This is a genomic window from Sphingopyxis sp. RIFCSPHIGHO2_12_FULL_65_19, from assembly GCF_001830555.1.
In the GTDB taxonomy this organism is placed as follows: Bacteria; Pseudomonadota; Alphaproteobacteria; order Sphingomonadales; family Sphingomonadaceae; genus Sphingopyxis.
On sequence record NZ_MIAM01000014.1, the window covers coordinates 34,404 to 49,797 of the forward strand.

The window sequence follows — 15,394 nt, forward strand, 5'->3', positions numbered from 1 at the left end:
CACCCGCTGCAAAGCGACGCCGATTGTTCGGAAGGATCAGATCAGGCGCCGCGACTGGTCGACCAGTTGCTGGACGTGGACGCCCGCGGCACGCTCGCCGATCGCCTTGTAAACCCATTCCCCGCCGCTGCGTTTCAGCGAGGCGAGGATCAGTCCGGTGTAGGAGCCGCTTTCACTGATGTCATAACGCGCAAGTTCGCGGTTGGTCGACAGGTCGATCACGCGGCCGAACGCATTGGCGACCTTGTCAAAGGTCTGGCCGCGAAAGCTGGTCACCGTCAGCACGAGCGTTTCCACCGATGCGGGCAGCCGCGTCAGGTCGACCGAGATCGTCTCGTCATCGCCGTCGCCTTCGCCGGTCAGATTGTCGCCGCTGTGGCGGACCGAACCATCGTCGCTGGTCAGTTTCTGGAACCACACCGTGTCGACGACATTGCCCGCCGCATCGAAAACAAGGCAGGATGCGTCAAGGTCGATGTCGGCGGTGCCGCCCGACAGTTTCGCGAAGAATCCGGTCGGCTTGACCATGTCCCAGCCCACGCCCAGGGCGATCCGCGTCAACCCGCCTGCCCCGGCCTCTTTTGCCAGGCTGACGCTCGAATTTTTGTTCAGCGAAATAGCCACGCGCTTCACCCTCCTTACGACAATCAACAAATATGTCGTAACTGATATAAATTGGCCGATGGCCTGTCCATATCTTTGCGGTCGGGCTTCATAAGAAAAAATGAATGAAATAAATCTGCAATTCAAATTCTTAATATAATATATGCCCGGTCCGGAAACGGCGCACCGCACGAATAGCAACGCAGCGCAATCCTTTAGGGAAGTCCCGGCACGAAATTCGCGGCGAGCGCCTGCGCAAGGCCCGCAGGGTCAGGCCCCTAAAGAGTGACGCCGCGTTTCCAGATACCGATCGCGCGTTCGTCATTGACCTCGTTGCGCGCCAGCTCGCCGCTCGCCACCGCCAGGATGCGCGCCAACAGCGCGGCCGCCGCGGCATCCATCCCTTCGTCCAGCACCCGCCCGGCGTCGAAATCGATCCAACCCGGTTTGTGCGCGGCGAGCGCGGCGTTGGAGGCGATCTTCATCGTCGGAACGGGGCTGCCGAGCGGGGTGCCCCGCCCGGTCGAGAACAATGTGAGCGTGACCCCGGCGGCCGCGAGCGCGGTGGTCGATACCGCGTCATTGCCCGGCGCCTCGAGGATGGTAAGCCCGGTGCGTTCGGCGCGTTCGCCATAGGAAATCACGTCCGCCACGGTCGCAAGCCCGCCCTTCTGCACCGCGCCCAGCGACTTTTCCTCCAGCGTCGTGATGCCCCCCGCGACGTTGCCGGGGCTCGGATTTTCCGACACCGGCTCGCCATGGTCGAGGAAATAGCGTTTGAAGCCGTTGATCATTGCGGCAAGGCGCGTGAACACCGCCTCGCTTTCCGCGCGTTCGAGGAGAAGACCTTCGGCCCCGAAAATTTCCGGAATTTCGGTCAGCACCGCGCCGCCCCCGGCGCCGGTCACCGCATCGGCCATCCGCCCGATCAGCGGATTGGCGGTCAGCCCGCTCATCGCATCCGACCCGCCGCATTTGACGCCGAGCCGCAGCGCCGAAAGCGGCACCGCGCGGCGCGCGTCGGCCGCCATCGTCGCGATCAGCTCTTCGATCAGCGCGATCCCGGCGGCAAATTCGTCGACCTCCCCTTGCGCGTGCAGCGTGCGCAGCCGCCCCCGCGCGGCGGCGGGGATGCGGTCGATCAGCGCGTCGAGCTGGTTCGATTCGCACCCGAGGCCAAGGATCAGCACCCCGCCGGCATTGGGATTTTGCGCCAGCGAAGCCAGGATCGCGGCGGTTCCGTCGAGATCCGCGCCGAGCTGCGAGCAACCGAAGGGATGGTTGAACGCATGAACGCCGTCGATGCGCCCCGCACCGATCCGCTCGCCCGCCCGCGCCAGCCGCTCGCCGAGCCGCCCGACACAGCCGACGGTCGGCAGAATCCACAATTCGTTGCGCGTCGCGACGCGGCCGTCGGCGCGGACATAACCCTGGAAGGTCGGCGCGTCCTTGCAACGCTCGCGCACCGCGGCAGGCGCGACGAAGCGATATTCGCGCTCGCCGCCCAGCGCGGTCTTCAGATTGTGGCTGTGGACATGTTCGCCGCGCGCGATCGCGCGCGTCGCAATGCCGATGGGTGCTTGGTATCGGTGGACGCGCCCGCCCGCCGCGATCGGGTGCAGCGCGAACTTGTGTCCCGAACCGATCGCATCGACGAGGCGCACGGCGTCCTGCCCCACCATCACCGTCTCGCCCGCCGACAAGGGCGCCAGCGCGACCGCCACATCATCGGCGTCGGCAACGCGCAGGGCCCGTGGCCCGACCGGGTTCGCGGCATCGTCCATATCGCGGGATTACGTTATTGCCAGCGTTGGCACAAGCGCCTAGACAGCGATTTCGACGATTGCCAGCGCTAGCAACGCCAAGCTGCCGCGCGACGAGGAGAGACGCCAATGGCAATGCTTCAACTACACCCCGATCGCCTGCTCCCGGCCGACCCGAAGACCCGCGACATCGCGCGCGCGCTCTATGCCGAGGTTGCCGACCTGCCGATCATCAGCCCGCACGGCCATACCGATCCCGCATGGTTCGCGACCGACGCGGCGTGGGACAATGCAACCGAACTGCTCATCGCGCCCGACCATTATGTCTATCGTATGCTCTACAGCCAGGGCCTTGACCTCGATGCGCTGCGCGTCCCCCGGATCGACGGCGTTACGGCGACCGACCCGCGCGCGGCCTGGCGCCTGTTCGCGAGCCATTATCACCTGTTCCGCGGCACGCCCTCGCGCATGTGGCTCGACCATGTCTTCGCCGATGTCTTCGGGTTCGAGACGCTACTCGATGCCGCCAGCGCCGACGATTATTACGACCGCATCACCGCGTCGCTCGCCGCCCCTGCCTATCGCCCGCGCGCGCTGTTCGACCGTTTCCGCATCGAATTTCTCGCGACGACCGAAGGCGCCGACGATCCGCTCCACCATCATGCCGCGATCCGCAATTCGGGCTGGCCGGGCCGCGTCGTCACCACCTATCGCCCCGATTCGGTGATCGACGTCGAACATGAAGCCTTTCGCCCTGCGCTGGCGGCCTTTGCCGCGCTGACCGGCGAGGATGTGACGCGCTGGCAGGGCTATCTTGCCGCGCACCGCAAGCGTCGCGCCGATTTCCGCGCCGCCGGAGCGACCGCGACCGACCATGGCTTCGCGACGGCACAGACGGCGAACCTGTCCGCGGCCGAGGCCGAGCGGCTGTTCGATCGCATCGTGGCCGGCACATGGGACGCCGCCGACGCCGAACTTTTCCGCGCCCAGATGCTGACCGAAATGGCAAAGATGAGCGTCGAAGACGGGATGACGATGCAGATCCACCCCGGATCTTGCCGCAACCATAATCGCCAGCTTTTCCGCAGCCATGGCCGCGACAAGGGCGCCGACATCCCGATGCGCACCGATTATGTCAACGCGCTGAGACCGATGCTCGACCTGGTCGGCAACGAACCCGATCTGACCGTGATCCTCTTCACGCTCGACGAATCGACCTATGCGCGCGAACTTGCGCCGCTGGCGGGCCATTATCCCTGCCTGCGCCTGGGGCCGAGCTGGTGGTTCCACGACAGCCCCGAAGGAATGCGGCGGTTCCGCGAGATGACGACCGAAACCGCAGGATTTTACAACACCGTCGGCTTCAACGACGATACGCGCGCCTTCTTCTCGATCCCGGCGCGCCACGATGTCGCGCGGCGGATCGACTGCGGCTTCCTCGCCCGCCTTGTCGCCGAACATCGCCTCACCGACTGGGAAGCGGCGGAACTCGCTTATGAACTGACCAATGGCCTGGTGCGCAAGGCCTATCGCCTCGACCCGGCGGTGCCGGCCCGCGAGGCCGCGTGACGCGCCTGTCGAACGCCGCGCTCGCCGGGCTTCCCGCCGCGATCGGCCGCCCCCGCTATGATCGCGGCGCGGTTGCGCAAGGGGTCGTCCATTTCGGCCCCGGCGCCTTTCATCGCGCGCATCAGGCGGCGGCGTTCGACACGCTGCTGGGCGAAGATCCGCGCTGGGGGATCACCGCGGTCAGCCTCAATTCGGCCTCGACCGCGGCGGCGCTGAACCCGCAGGACGGGTTGTATACGCTCGCCATGCTCGATGCCGACACCGAATATCGGGTGATCGGCGCGATCGGGGGCGTGCTGACCGGCGATCAGCCGGGTGCCATCCGCGCCGCCCTCGCCGACCCCGCCACCCAGCTCGTGTCGATGACCGTCACCGAAAAAGGCTATGGCCTTGGCGGCGACGGCACGCTCGACTTTGCCCATCCCGCAATCGCCGCCGACCTCGAACCCGGCGCCGCGCCGCGTTCGATCATCGGCTGGCTCGCCGCCGGGCTGGGCGAACGTCGCCGCCGCGGCCTTCCGGGCCTCACTTTGCTGTCCTGCGACAATCTTGCCGACAATGGCCGCAAGCTGGGTGCCGCGGTGCGTGCCTTTGCCCAGGCGGTCGATCCCGAAACCGCACGCTGGATCGAACAGGAAGCGCGCTTTCCCAATGCGATGGTCGACGCGATCACGCCGGCCACCGACGACAGGCTGCGCGCGCGCGTTGCCGCCGAGCTTGGCCTCGCCGACGCCTGGCCGATCCAGCGCGAGCGTTTCACCCAATGGGTGATCGAGGATGATTTTGTCGGCGAGCGCCCTGCCCTCGAACTGGCCGGGGTCACCTTCACGCGCGACGTGCGCGGGTTCGAGGCGGCGAAGCTGCGCCTGCTCAATGGCGCGCACTCGACCCTCGCCTACATCGGCCTCGGCCTCGGCCATCAAAGCGTGGCCGGGGCGATGGCCGACCCCGCGCTCGCGCGCTTTGTCGAACGGTTGATGCGCGACGATATCGCGCCGTCGCTGACCCCGCCGACGGGGCTCGATCTTGACGCCTATATCGGCGCGATCCTCGACCGCTTCCGCAATCCCGCCATCGACCATCGCCTGTCGCAGATCGCGTGGGACGGGTCGCAAAAGCTGCCCTACCGCATCCTCGACACGGTGCGCGATGCGCTCGCTGCCGATCGCCCGATTGCGCGGCTCGCGGTGCCGGTCGCGGCATGGCTGCATTTCATCGCGCGCGCGGCGGCGACCAAATCGCCGATCACCGACCCGCTGGCCGACCGCTTGCTGGGCGCGGGTGGCGATTGGCGCGCGATCGTCGCGATGCGCGACATTTTCGGCGATTTGCCCGGCGAACCGCGCTTTATGGCGGCGGTCGAGCAAGTCCATGACGCCCTCGCCGACCCCGCGGCCTATGCGCTGGAACCCACCGCCTAGGGTCCGGGCCCTAGACGGGGGCTGGCCCGGTCGAACCGCCTTCGACAAGGCTGAGTTCCGCCGCAAGGTCGGTGCGGTCGCTGCCGCCTTCGACGATGTCGATCAACCGCCGCGTCGCGCGCAAGGCCATGTCGCCGAGCGGCCGCGCGACGGTGGTGAGCGCGGGGGTCAGCATCCGCGCGATCATGCTGCCATCGAAACCGACCACCGACAGATCGGCCGGCACCGCAATCCCGCGCGCCGCCGCGGCCTTCAGCAACGCGGCCGCCATGATGTCGTTCGCAGCGAAGATCGCGGTCGGGCGCGGCGACAGCGCCAGCAGCACCTCGGCCGCGGCAAAGCCCGAATCGAAATCATAATCGCCCTCCGCCTCGCCGACCATTTCGACGCCCGCCGCCGCCAGCGCGCCGATGAAACCTGCGCGGCGTTCGCTGGCCGATTTGACCGCAAGCGGCCCGTTGATCAGCGCGACGCGCCGGTGCCCCAGCCCGACAAGATAGCGCGCGACGGCCGCCGCAGCGCCGCGTTCGTCGGAGACAAGAAGCGCGGTGAAATCCGACGTCCGAACCGAAGAGAGCGCGACCGCGGGAACCTGGGCGGCGGCCAGCGCCGCGCCCATCCCCTCGACGCCCGAGACGGGCGGCATGACAAGGACACCGTCGACGCGCGAGCGGTGCACGAAATCGAGCACATCCTCGACCGATCCGTCGTGGCCGGTCGGGGTCGGATGCACGATCAGTTCATAACCGCGCTGCGACGCTTCGGCGACGATGCCGCGCTGGATGGTGTCGAGCACCAGTGCGTTGCGGTCGTTGTGAATGACCCCGATCAGATAGGACCGTCCGGTCGCCAACCCGCGCGCGCGCGCGCTGGGCGAGAAGCCAAGCCGCGCGATCGCTTCCTGTATCCGCGTGCGCGTTTCGGCGTTCACCTTGGGCGAATTGTTGAGCACGCGCGAGACGGTGCGAATGGAAACGCCCGTTTCCCGCGCAACATCGATGATCGTGGGTTCGGCCCCCGAGCGGCCGCGCGCCTGTTCCAGCATGGGAAACTGCTACCCCGGCGCCGCGGCCTGTCAAGTCCATCCTGCGCCGCCTTTGCCGCCGCCTCGCCCCGCAATTTGAACGTTCGTCGCGCCGTTGGCCCGATTGTCGGCCAGCCGATTGCATCGGGAAGGGTGCCAGCCTTGTTGGGCCCATGAGCCTTGCTTCGACCGTCCACCGTTTCGTATCGCCAGCATTCCTGCTGGCCTATTTCATGGATATTCGCGAACGGGCCAAGCAGATCAGCCGCGAACCATGTCACGGGACCTGCGGCTGATGTCGACCTGGCACGGCGCGCTGCCGAATTTCTCCCTGGACATGTCTCGGCCGCTCGCGCGCCTGTTGGGGGATGTCGGCGATTTCCATGATGCCGCGCGCCGGGTCGAAGGCTGGCCCTACGGACGCAACAGTCGTCCACTCGATTATCGCCTGGTGCCGGTCGAACAGCGAGGGACGTGCACGACCAAACACGCGTTCCTGACCGCTCTGGGCCGCGAACAGCAATGTCCGCTACAATTGCTGATCTGCTTCTTTGACATGAGCGGCGAAACCCATCCGGCCGTCGCTGAAACCCTTGCCCAGGCTGGCCTGCCGGCCATTCTCGAAGCGCATTGCGTCATCGGGTTTGATGGCAAGACGTTCGACATGACGGGGCTACCTCGCGGTGACCGGGCGCCGGAATATTCACGCTTTGCGGAACTATCGCTCGAGCGGCTGGACCAAAAGCCGGCGCTGCACCGCGCCGCGCTTGCGGCGTGGGCCGCGAACAGGCGAATCGCGGTGCCGATCGAAGCCTTGTGGTCGATACGCGAGCAATGCATCCGCGACTTGGCGGGCGACCAGCGACAGGAGTTGTACAGATGACCGTTTATGTGCTGGCCCAAATGACGATTACCGCTCCGTCCCGGTACAATCGGTATCGCGACGCGTTTCTGCCCACGCTCAAGCCCTTCAACGGCCGCCTTCTGGTTGCCGACCCCAATCCCCGCATCATCGAAGGCGAATGGAACGCCCATAAAGTGATCCTGATCGAATTCGATACCGAGGATCTTTTCCGGGCGTGGGTGCAATCGCCCGAATATCAGCGGATCTCGGTCGATCGCCGCGCGGGTGCGATGGGTCCCGTGCTGCTCCTTCAGCGCGTCGGAGCCGTCTAGCCGGCGGGTATATCCGCCGGTTGTTCGTTTTGGTCGAAATGGCCCGCGTGCGTCGGCGCGGCGCCGATGATCGTCAAAATATCGGGACTTCATCAGCCCGCCATCATCGCCCTCCTGCCTGCGATCCGATAGCCGCCGCGGCAGTTTCGCACTTCAGACCAGAGGCAAATGATGATCAACCTGTCCCCGCGGCCGCTTGGCCGCGCGCTGATGGCGGCTGCCGCCATCGCCGCCTTCCCCGTTCACGCCCAGACCGCGGACGAAGCCGACGAACGCGCGGTCGAACGCGCCGCCGACGCCTTCGGCATTCGCATCGGCGTCGAACAGGTCGGGCTTTACAACGAAACCCAGGTGCGGGGGTTCAACCTGCAAGACGCGGGCAATTATCGGATCGGCGACGCCTATTTCGCCAAATCGGGCGGTCTCGTCGACAGCATCCTGTCCGGGGTCGTCACGCGGGTCGGCTATAATGCCCTCGACGCCGACTTCGCCGCGCCTTCGGGGGTCGTCGAATATCGGCTGCGTTCGCCCTTCGACGCCTCCGCGGTCCATGCCGAAGCCATGCTCCGCGAATATGGCGGTCGATCCTATGACCTTCGGCTGGCCCAGGCCAGCGCCGACGGCCGCATCGCCGGACTCGTCGGCGCGCAGGCGCTGCTCGGCAAAAGCTCGTCGGGTCTGTCGCCCAAATATTATCGCTTCGGCGCGGTGACCGAATTTCGTCCGGCCGAAGGCACCAGCCTGACCGGCTTTGCATCGCTCAACATCTTCGACCTCGAAGGCTTCTATGGCGTCAGCGCAACCGGCACGGTGCTGCCGCCCAAGATGAAACACCCCCGCCGCTATGTGACGAGCTGGAGCGACCACGACGGGACCGATCTCAACCTTGGCGTCCTCGGATCGACCCGGCTGTCCGATGGCGTCGATATCAAGGGATCGCTCGTCTATTCGCGCCTCGATCTCGACCGGGCCGACTTCACGCAGCTTATCGTCGATGGGGCGGGCGTCGGCCGCGCCGTCGGCTTTTCAAACCGCCCGCGCGACAACCAGACCTGGTCGGCGTCGCTCGGCGGCAGCTGGCGTCCGGCCGAGGGGCACCGGCTATATGCCGAACTGCGCGGCCGCCAGACACGCAACCGCTTCGCTCCCGGCGTGTCGGTCGACCTTGGCGCCTTCGATCTCGACGACGGCATTGCGCCGTCGCCCGAACCCGGCCTGCCGCCGGTGCCGACGACGCTCGACGCGATCGACCAATATAGCGGCGCCGTCGGCTATGAACTGACGGCGGGGCGGCTTCGGGTGAAAGCCGGCGTGCAGCAGACGTGGCATCGACGCGCAATCACCGCCCCGGCAACCCCGCGCGAATCGAAAACGCAAAGCCCGTGGCTCTATGATGCGTCGGTCGCCTTTGCGCTCGCGCGCGACTGGACGGTCTTCGCCAGCGCGACGCGCGGGCTCGAGGAATCGGGGGCGGCACCGGACAATGCGGCCAACCGCAACGACATCCTGCCACCGGCGATTTCGACCCAGCAGGAACTTGGCATCCGGGGACGCCTGACCGACGGGCTGACGCTGATCGGCTCCCTTTTCGCGATCAAAAAGGCCGCCCCCGGTTTCGACGCGAACAATGTGTTCGGGCTGTTCGGCAAATTGCGGCACCGCGGCGCCGAACTGTCGCTGACCGGCGAAGTGGCCCCGCGGCTGCGCATCGTGTCGGGTGCCGTCTGGCTCGACGCCCGGCGCAGCGGCGATCCGGTCGAAACCGGCGTCTGGTCCAAAGAAGCGGTGGGTTTGCCCAAATTTCAGGCGATGACCGGCCTCACCTACGCGGTGGCCGCGATCGAGGGGCTGTCGTTCGACGGACAGGTCAACCATTCATCGAGCAGGCGCGTCTCTTCGCGGGGCGAATTGCGTACGCCATCGCTGACGACCGTCGACATCGGCCTTCGCCACGGCTTCGATATCGGCAAGGTCAAGGTGGCGCTGCGCGCACGCGTGACGAACCTGTTCGATGCCGACGGCTGGATCGCCGCACGATCCGAATTGCTCGACCGTCCCGGCCGCCGCGCTTTCCGCCTGTCGCTGACGATGAATTACTGACGCGGCGCGGCCGCGCCTTTGGAGATATGGAATGAAAACGATCCTATTTTCGGTGCTGGCGATGGTCGCGGCCCCGGCCGACGCGCCCGCGACCACGGGCTGCACCCCATTGCCGGGCGCCGAAACATTGCGCGACGTCCAGCGCCCCGACTTCGTCATCATGGGCGAAGCGCATGGCACCGCCGAACTGCCCGCGGCCTTCGCCGACCTTGTCTGTGCTTATGCGGCGTCGGGCACATCGCTGACCGTCGGGCTGGAATTTCTGCCCGCCGAACAACCGGCCCTCGACGCCTATCTCGCCTCGAACGGCGATCAGGCGGCAAGGCAGGCGTTGCTGGCCTCCCCCGGCTGGACGATCCGCGACGGCCGCGCCAGCCAGGCGATCTTCGACCTGGTCGAAGCCTTGCGAAAGATGAAGGCCACGCACGGCGACCTGGCGGTGGTTGCGTTCGACCACCCCAGCGAACGGGCGGGAACATCGGCTGCCCGCGAAAAAGGCATGGCGGAGCTTCTGCTCGCCGCCCGGCGCGCGCGGCCGGCCGCGCCGGTGCTGGCGCTGACCGGCAACGGCCACGCGGGCAAGAGCGAATGGACATCACTCGGCCCGCCCTTCCCCGCCATGTCGCAGCTTCTGCCCGCCGACAAGACGCTCGCCATATCCTTCCATGTCGAGGGCGGTGCGATCTGGGCGTGCGGCCGCGAGACGCCAGAGGCGGAGGAAACGTGCGGCCCCCGACCGATCCGGGTCCGGGGCGAAAGCCGCCCGCGCGGAATTTCGGCAGGCAGCAGCCGTAAGGGTTTCGACGCCACCCTTGCGGTCGGAACGGCTTTTTCGCCGTCGCCCCCGGCGAAGCCCGCACCTTGAACTGGCTTGGCTCCGGTCGGCGCACGCCGACCCGAATGGAGGCCGCCAACGACACCTGTTCATCGGCGGCCGGAATCGCTACGCAAGCTGCGATGGACGATTTGTCCTTCGGCACGGTCCAGGCGGCGATGAACGAGATGTCTTCCATCCCGGCGCGTCCGATCGAACTTGCGATCGAACCGCCGTTCCGGTTGCGAACGCTGGAGGTTACTCCGGCGGCGCTGGAGATACGCCGCGGGAACGATGTCGTGACGCTCGAACCGCGCGTGATGCAGGTTCTCGTCGCACTCCATCGCGCCGAAGGGCGCGTGGTCAGCCGCGAAGAACTGCTGGAACTGTGCTGGGAAGGCCGGATCGTCGGCGACGATTCACTGAACCGCAGCGTCAGCCAGCTTCGCAAGGCGCTTGCCGACGAAGATGGCGTGTCGGTCGATACGATCCCGCGCGTTGGCTATCGCCTGCTCATATCCCAAAATCCCAAAACCTCCGCCACCATAACTGAGGTTCCACCGGCGCGACCGCGCTTCTCCTTCCGAGCCAAGGTCGCCGCCTCGGTCGCCCTCGCCGCGGTCTGCGCCGTTGCCGGTGCGCTCACGCTTTACGCGGGCAGTTCCAAAAGCTGGTCGGCCAGCGGCGTGCGTCCGCTGACGCAGGAATCCGGCGTCGAGATGTTCCCCGCGATGGCGCCCGATGGCCTTACCGTTGCCTACGCCGCCGGTCCGGGGTTCTGGGAAACGCGGGACATTTATTTGCGCAATGTCAGTGTCGGCGACGCCACGCCGGTGCGGATCACCAATACGCCATACGCCGACGAATCGGCGCCGGTCTGGAGTCCAAACGGCGACCGCCTGGCCTTTCTTCGCGACATGCGGGATGGCGAATGCAGTATCGTGCTGGTGACACCGCCGAACGGGGCGGAACGGATCGTCAGCAAGTGCCTCGATCCCTACGCCGGGCTTGCGTGGCTCAATGCCAATGAACTGATTGTGGGTTTTCGCCCCGCCGGCACCAGAGCGCGGCACCTCGTCGCGATCGACGCAACGAGCGGCCGCTCGCGGCCGCTGACCAATCCGCCCGCCGACATGCTCGGCGATTCCGCGCCGGTCGTATCGCAAAGCGGCCGCTGGGTCGCCTTTCGCCGAACCGCCGCAATCGGCAGCGATTCGATCCAGATGCTGGATACGACGACAGGCCGCGAACAGACATTGACCGATGACGGGTGGAAAGCAGCCGGCTTTGCCTGGGCGAACGACGATCGCACGCTGTTTTTCAGCAGCAACCGCGGCGGCGATTTCGGTCTGTGGGCGATCGACACCGCGCGCCGGTCGGAACCGCAGCGGGTTACGCTCGGCATGCTCCCGCTCGGCCGCCTATCGACCGATCGCGAAAGCCGGAAAATCGCGGTCGAAACGGGACGCATCCAGGCCAATCTCGCGCGTGTGGGTCGCGATGGCGGATCGGCGTTGCCAATCACCATGGGCGAGGGAACCGACCGCGACCCCGATGTCCGCGGCGACGGAACGATTCTTTTCGCATCGGATCGCAATGGCACGAACCAGATCTGGACGCGGCAGACGGATGGCAGGATCGTGCGCCTGACCGATATGAAGGCAAGCTATGTCTACGCGCCGCGCTGGTCGGGCGATGGCGAGCGAGCGCTCTTTCTGGGCGTCGTCGACGGCCGCACCGACGTTTTTTCGATCCGGTCCGATGGCTCTGCGTTGACCCGGCTCACCAGCGACGGCGCACCGAAGGGGCGCGCTATATGGGCCCCTGGTCAACGCCGGATATTCTTCACCGCGGTCAACGGATCGGGGTGGCAGCTGATGTCGCTCGATCTCGCTTCGGGACGCAGCGCGCCCGTGCCCGACAGCCGGGGCATCGCCATTGTCGAGCGCGCCGGCACGCGGCTGTTCGCTCGGCGGTCCAGCGCCAGCCCCATCGTCGAGCTTGATCCGGCCTCGGGCGCTGTCCGTGCACTCCCCGTCGACATTGCGGTAAGTGAACTCGAAGGATGGGCGCCGCGCGGCGACGGCATCGTCCATATTCGCGGCAGCGGCACCTCGGCCGAACTGTGGATCACCGGCTGGAACGGGGTTAGCCGCCGTTTGGCCCCGCTGCGTCAGGCGCCGCGTTTTCCTCTCGCGATCGCGCCCGACGGCAGCGTCGTCACACCGCAGTTGATAGCAGACAACCGCGATTTGATGCTCATCGAACTCCGCTAGCTATCATCGGCTGCGAACCTCGATCCGCAGTTGATAAATGCCCGGCCCCGTCCGCTCGAAACGCCCGACAACCGACGCTTGCCAGTCATAGTCGCGCTGCGGGGTCAGTGCGGCACTCACCAGCATCGGCTGCCCGCGATGCGTCGCGGTGACGCGATAGGCCACCGGGCGCAATCCGGTCACGACCCAGCCCTCGCCGGTGCTGCGCAGCCGCTTTTCGATCGGCGCGCCGCCGCCGACCGGATGCAGCGTCACCGTCACCTCGTCCAGCGGCGTATAATCGCCGATGGCCGATTGGACGACCAGCATCCCGCCGACGCCATAAGCATCGTCGGCGGTCTGCTCGACAAAACGCAGCCGGAAATTCCGCACCGCACCGGCATTGCCGGCAAAGGGTGCGCGATTGTCGGGGACGAGGTCGACCGTCATGCGCGATCCGTCGATGGTCTGCGTCGCCTTTGCGTGCGCGGTCCAGACGCCCGGCGGCTGGCGGACGTCGATCCGGTAACGTCCCTGCCGGTCGGTCCGCGCCGACCGGCTGATGCTGCCCCCGCCGGGGTTCGATTGGTAACGCACGGTCACTTCGGCACCGGCAATCGGTCGCCCCTGCTCGTCGGCGGCCTGTCCCTGGACGACGCCCTTGACGGGTGCCTGCGCCTGCACGGCGACGGAAACGCCCGCCAACAGGGCGGCGGCGAACAAAGAACGGGACATCATCGAATCCTCGGCGGTTCAGCGGATGGCATAGCGGTTGAAAATCGCGTCGAGCCGCTGCTCGTGCCGTTCCGACAGTTCGACGCGGCGGCGCGTGAAGTCGGCGACGCGATCCGGCATATAGGCGTCGAGCGTCGCGTCGAAGGCCTTCAACTCGTCGGCGAACCCCGCATATTCGTCCTTATACGCCTGCTTATACCCCTCGCGCATGTCGAGGAACGTCCAGTCGGTCCGGTGAACATGCGGGTTCCAGCTGTTGCGCACCTGTTTCAGCGCGCGTTCGGCATCGCGCAGCCGGATCTGCGCCGCGCGCGTTTCCGCATCGCCCAGCGGCGCGATGAAATCATCGACCAGCGGCGCCGGCTGAAACCCCGGCGAGCCCAGCGGCGCGATATAATCGTCGGCTTTGGCCGCCTCGCGGGCGTGATAACGCTGCCACGCGCGTTCGAGCGCGCGCCGCGCCTCGACCACGCGGCGCACCGCATCCTCCAGCCGGGCGTGCATCACATCGTCGGGCGCATTCACGACGACGATCTGTTCAAATTCGCGTGTCAGCGTGTCGATCTCCGCAACGGCGGCCTCGATCTCGGACAGTGCGGTCGGGGCGCTCCGACGCGACACGGCAAAGGCGCGCATCGCGCCCGCATAGTGCCGCGCAGCATCGCGATAATCGCCGACTGCCTGCAACTGCTCGCCTTCGTCCTCCGACGCGCGTTCGATCCGCCGCCGCAGCCGCTCCTCATCGTCGAGGTGCAGGTCGGCGAGGATCGCGGCGGGGTCGACCCCGCTGGCCTCACCCTCGACCTCGACCTCGACCTCGACGGGCGCCGCCGCGCCGCCGCCCGCGCCGTGGCGTGCCATCAACGCATTCATCCGCCGCACCACCGCCAGGCATTGCTCGGGGTCGCTTTCGACCAGCGCCGATGCTTCGTCATAGAGCGCCTGCAAGGCGTCCGGCACCTGATACGGCACGTCGCCGGGCAGCTGTGACACCGCTTCCGCCGCCGACTGGAGCGGGCCGTCGCACGCGCGCGCCATCGCGCTCGCCGGCACCAGCGCCAACGAAACGGCGGCGGCAAGGCCGTACCGGCTTGTCAACATCGCCACGTCCCGCGCTCCGTCAGGCCGCCTCGGCGGGGCATGTCGGCGACGCGAACGCACCCACCTGCCGCGTGCGAATGACGTGCGTCTCGCCGTTCAGCTTCATCTCCATCACGCCCTCGACGTCAAAGGATTCCCGCTCGAACGTCCCGTCGATATTCAGCCGGCTGCCCGACGGATGCCGCGCGGCCACTTCGATCGTGCCGCCCGACATGCGGTTGGTGTCGATCGTCCAGCCGTCCTCGACCGTCCCCGGCACCGCGAAGCGCCCGGCCGCGACATCCGCCGCCTCGATGCACCGCGCGTCCTGATGATCGACGTCGCCGGTCTGGACGACGCGGTAAAAGCCCGCGCGCAGCGGTTCGCTGCTGGCGCTCGGCGTCGCGCGTCCCTTCGCATCGTCATTCTCGGCCGAGCTGCACCCGGCCAGAAACAGGACCCCGCCAACGATCGACAGGGCTTTGGATCGGCTCAGCATTTCGGCCGCTCCGGCGGTGGCGCCATGCGACTGGTGGCATCGGCGACGTCGATCGCGGTGTTCGCGGCCGAATTGACGAGCGCGCCGCCGGTCCCCGCCTTGCCGGCGACGACACTGAGCAACCCGGAACTGCGCGCCGCGCGCAGCAAGCCGCCCAGCCCCTTCTTTTTCTTTTTCTTGCACGCCTTGGCGGGGTCGACCGCCGCGGCCTGGTCGGGCGCCGCAGCGACCGGCTTGTCCTCTTCCCTGGGGGTCGCCGCCGAAGCGGGGACGACCAGGGCAAATGCGGGCAGGACCGCCCAAAAAGCAGGTTTCATATATATCTCCTCTGACTGCCGAGATCCGGGAACGGCGG

General features: G+C 67.0%; 15 protein-coding genes. 8 read left to right on the plus strand and 7 right to left on the minus strand.

The features are described 5' to 3' along the window. Window positions 1-36: 36 nt before the first annotated feature. Window positions 37-624, minus strand: coding sequence for a TerD family protein (locus A3E77_RS02915; protein ID WP_293643404.1), 588 nt, complete (start codon window positions 622-624; stop codon window positions 37-39). A gap of 257 nt (window positions 625-881) precedes the next feature. Next, window positions 882-2,387 (minus strand): UxaA family hydrolase, encoded by a 1,506-nt coding sequence (locus A3E77_RS02920; RefSeq protein ID WP_293643405.1) that lies wholly within the window; start codon window positions 2,385-2,387, stop codon window positions 882-884. A gap of 108 nt (window positions 2,388-2,495) precedes the next feature. On the opposite strand from A3E77_RS02920, the gene uxaC reads away from it, so the two are divergent. Further along, a complete protein-coding gene (uxaC, locus tag A3E77_RS02925) occupies window positions 2,496-3,935 on the plus strand; it encodes a glucuronate isomerase (RefSeq protein WP_293643406.1) in 1,440 nt (479 codons plus the stop codon). After that, window positions 3,932-5,356: a mannitol dehydrogenase family protein gene (locus A3E77_RS02930; protein WP_293643407.1), complete on the plus strand. Its 1,425-nt coding sequence runs from the start codon at window positions 3,932-3,934 to the stop codon at window positions 5,354-5,356. Before uxaC ends, A3E77_RS02930 begins: the two co-directional genes overlap by 4 nt. A 10-nt stretch (window positions 5,357-5,366) precedes the next feature. Here A3E77_RS02930 and A3E77_RS02935 read toward each other — a convergent pair whose 3' ends face one another. Further along, window positions 5,367-6,401, minus strand: coding sequence for a LacI family DNA-binding transcriptional regulator (locus A3E77_RS02935; RefSeq protein ID WP_293643408.1), 1,035 nt, complete (start codon window positions 6,399-6,401; stop codon window positions 5,367-5,369). Between the two features lie 152 nt (window positions 6,402-6,553). Between A3E77_RS02935 and A3E77_RS02940 the strand changes: the two genes are divergently transcribed. The 6 genes from A3E77_RS02940 (at window position 6,554) to A3E77_RS02965 (ending at window position 12,746) form a co-directional block, all read left to right on the plus strand. Further along, window positions 6,554-6,676, plus strand: a complete 123-nt coding sequence (locus tag A3E77_RS02940; RefSeq protein WP_293643409.1) for a hypothetical protein — start codon at window positions 6,554-6,556, stop codon at window positions 6,674-6,676. Continuing rightward, complete coding sequence (locus A3E77_RS02945) at window positions 6,676-7,263, plus strand: hypothetical protein (RefSeq protein ID WP_293643410.1); 588 nt, start codon at window positions 6,676-6,678, stop codon at window positions 7,261-7,263. Before A3E77_RS02940 ends, A3E77_RS02945 begins: the two co-directional genes overlap by 1 nt. Next, window positions 7,260-7,556, plus strand: a complete 297-nt coding sequence (locus A3E77_RS02950; protein WP_293643411.1) for a DUF1330 domain-containing protein — start codon at window positions 7,260-7,262, stop codon at window positions 7,554-7,556. Before A3E77_RS02945 ends, A3E77_RS02950 begins: the two co-directional genes overlap by 4 nt. 171 nt (window positions 7,557-7,727) lie before the next feature. Beyond that, entirely contained in the window at window positions 7,728-9,656 is a 1,929-nt protein-coding gene (locus A3E77_RS02955) for a TonB-dependent receptor domain-containing protein (protein ID WP_293643412.1), read from the plus strand. Window positions 9,657-9,687: 31 nt separating this feature from the next. Next, a complete protein-coding gene (locus A3E77_RS02960; protein WP_293643413.1) occupies window positions 9,688-10,521 on the plus strand; it encodes a TraB/GumN family protein in 834 nt (277 codons plus the stop codon). A gap of 92 nt (window positions 10,522-10,613) precedes the next feature. After that, window positions 10,614-12,746: a winged helix-turn-helix domain-containing protein gene (locus A3E77_RS02965; protein WP_293643414.1), complete on the plus strand. Its 2,133-nt coding sequence runs from the start codon at window positions 10,614-10,616 to the stop codon at window positions 12,744-12,746. A gap of 3 nt (window positions 12,747-12,749) precedes the next feature. On the opposite strand, the gene A3E77_RS02970 is transcribed toward A3E77_RS02965, so the two are convergent. From A3E77_RS02970 to A3E77_RS02985, 4 genes are read right to left on the minus strand one after another with little or no spacing between them, the layout of a single operon-like run. Continuing rightward, entirely contained in the window at window positions 12,750-13,460 is a 711-nt protein-coding gene (locus A3E77_RS02970; protein WP_293643415.1) for a carboxypeptidase-like regulatory domain-containing protein, read from the minus strand. An 18-nt stretch (window positions 13,461-13,478) separates the two neighbouring features. Beyond that, window positions 13,479-14,567, minus strand: a complete 1,089-nt coding sequence (locus tag A3E77_RS02975; RefSeq protein WP_293643416.1) for a hypothetical protein — start codon at window positions 14,565-14,567, stop codon at window positions 13,479-13,481. Between the two features lie 13 nt (window positions 14,568-14,580). Then, the gene (locus A3E77_RS02980) at window positions 14,581-15,039 is read right to left on the minus strand and encodes a hypothetical protein (RefSeq protein ID WP_293643417.1); all 459 of its coding nucleotides are present in this window, start codon (window positions 15,037-15,039) and stop codon (window positions 14,581-14,583) included. Continuing rightward, the gene (locus A3E77_RS02985; protein ID WP_293643418.1) at window positions 15,033-15,356 is read right to left on the minus strand and encodes a hypothetical protein; all 324 of its coding nucleotides are present in this window, start codon (window positions 15,354-15,356) and stop codon (window positions 15,033-15,035) included. The genes A3E77_RS02980 and A3E77_RS02985 overlap by 7 nt, the downstream gene beginning before the upstream one ends. Window positions 15,357-15,394: the final 38 nt, after the last annotated feature.

What these genes read in the sequence shown, in the direction of transcription:
- A3E77_RS02935 (WP_293643408.1), bottom strand. Translation starts at nt 6,401, where the DNA reads ATGCTGGAACAGGCGCGCGGCCGCTCGGGGGCCGAACCCACGATCATC.
- A3E77_RS02985 (WP_293643418.1), bottom strand. Translation starts at nt 15,356, where the DNA reads ATGAAACCTGCTTTTTGGGCGGTCCTGCCCGCATTTGCCCTGGTCGTC.
- A3E77_RS02980 (WP_293643417.1), bottom strand. Translation starts at nt 15,039, where the DNA reads ATGCTGAGCCGATCCAAAGCCCTGTCGATCGTTGGCGGGGTCCTGTTT.
- A3E77_RS02940 (WP_293643409.1), top strand. Translation starts at nt 6,554, where the DNA reads ATGAGCCTTGCTTCGACCGTCCACCGTTTCGTATCGCCAGCATTCCTG.
- A3E77_RS02960 (WP_293643413.1), top strand. Translation starts at nt 9,688, where the DNA reads ATGAAAACGATCCTATTTTCGGTGCTGGCGATGGTCGCGGCCCCGGCC.
- A3E77_RS02945 (WP_293643410.1), top strand. Translation starts at nt 6,676, where the DNA reads ATGTCGACCTGGCACGGCGCGCTGCCGAATTTCTCCCTGGACATGTCT.
- A3E77_RS02955 (WP_293643412.1), top strand. Translation starts at nt 7,728, where the DNA reads ATGATCAACCTGTCCCCGCGGCCGCTTGGCCGCGCGCTGATGGCGGCT.
- A3E77_RS02965 (WP_293643414.1), top strand. Translation starts at nt 10,614, where the DNA reads ATGGACGATTTGTCCTTCGGCACGGTCCAGGCGGCGATGAACGAGATG.
- A3E77_RS02920 (WP_293643405.1), bottom strand. Translation starts at nt 2,387, where the DNA reads ATGGACGATGCCGCGAACCCGGTCGGGCCACGGGCCCTGCGCGTTGCC.
- A3E77_RS02950 (WP_293643411.1), top strand. Translation starts at nt 7,260, where the DNA reads ATGACCGTTTATGTGCTGGCCCAAATGACGATTACCGCTCCGTCCCGG.
- A3E77_RS02970 (WP_293643415.1), bottom strand. Translation starts at nt 13,460, where the DNA reads ATGTCCCGTTCTTTGTTCGCCGCCGCCCTGTTGGCGGGCGTTTCCGTC.
- uxaC (WP_293643406.1), top strand. Translation starts at nt 2,496, where the DNA reads ATGGCAATGCTTCAACTACACCCCGATCGCCTGCTCCCGGCCGACCCG.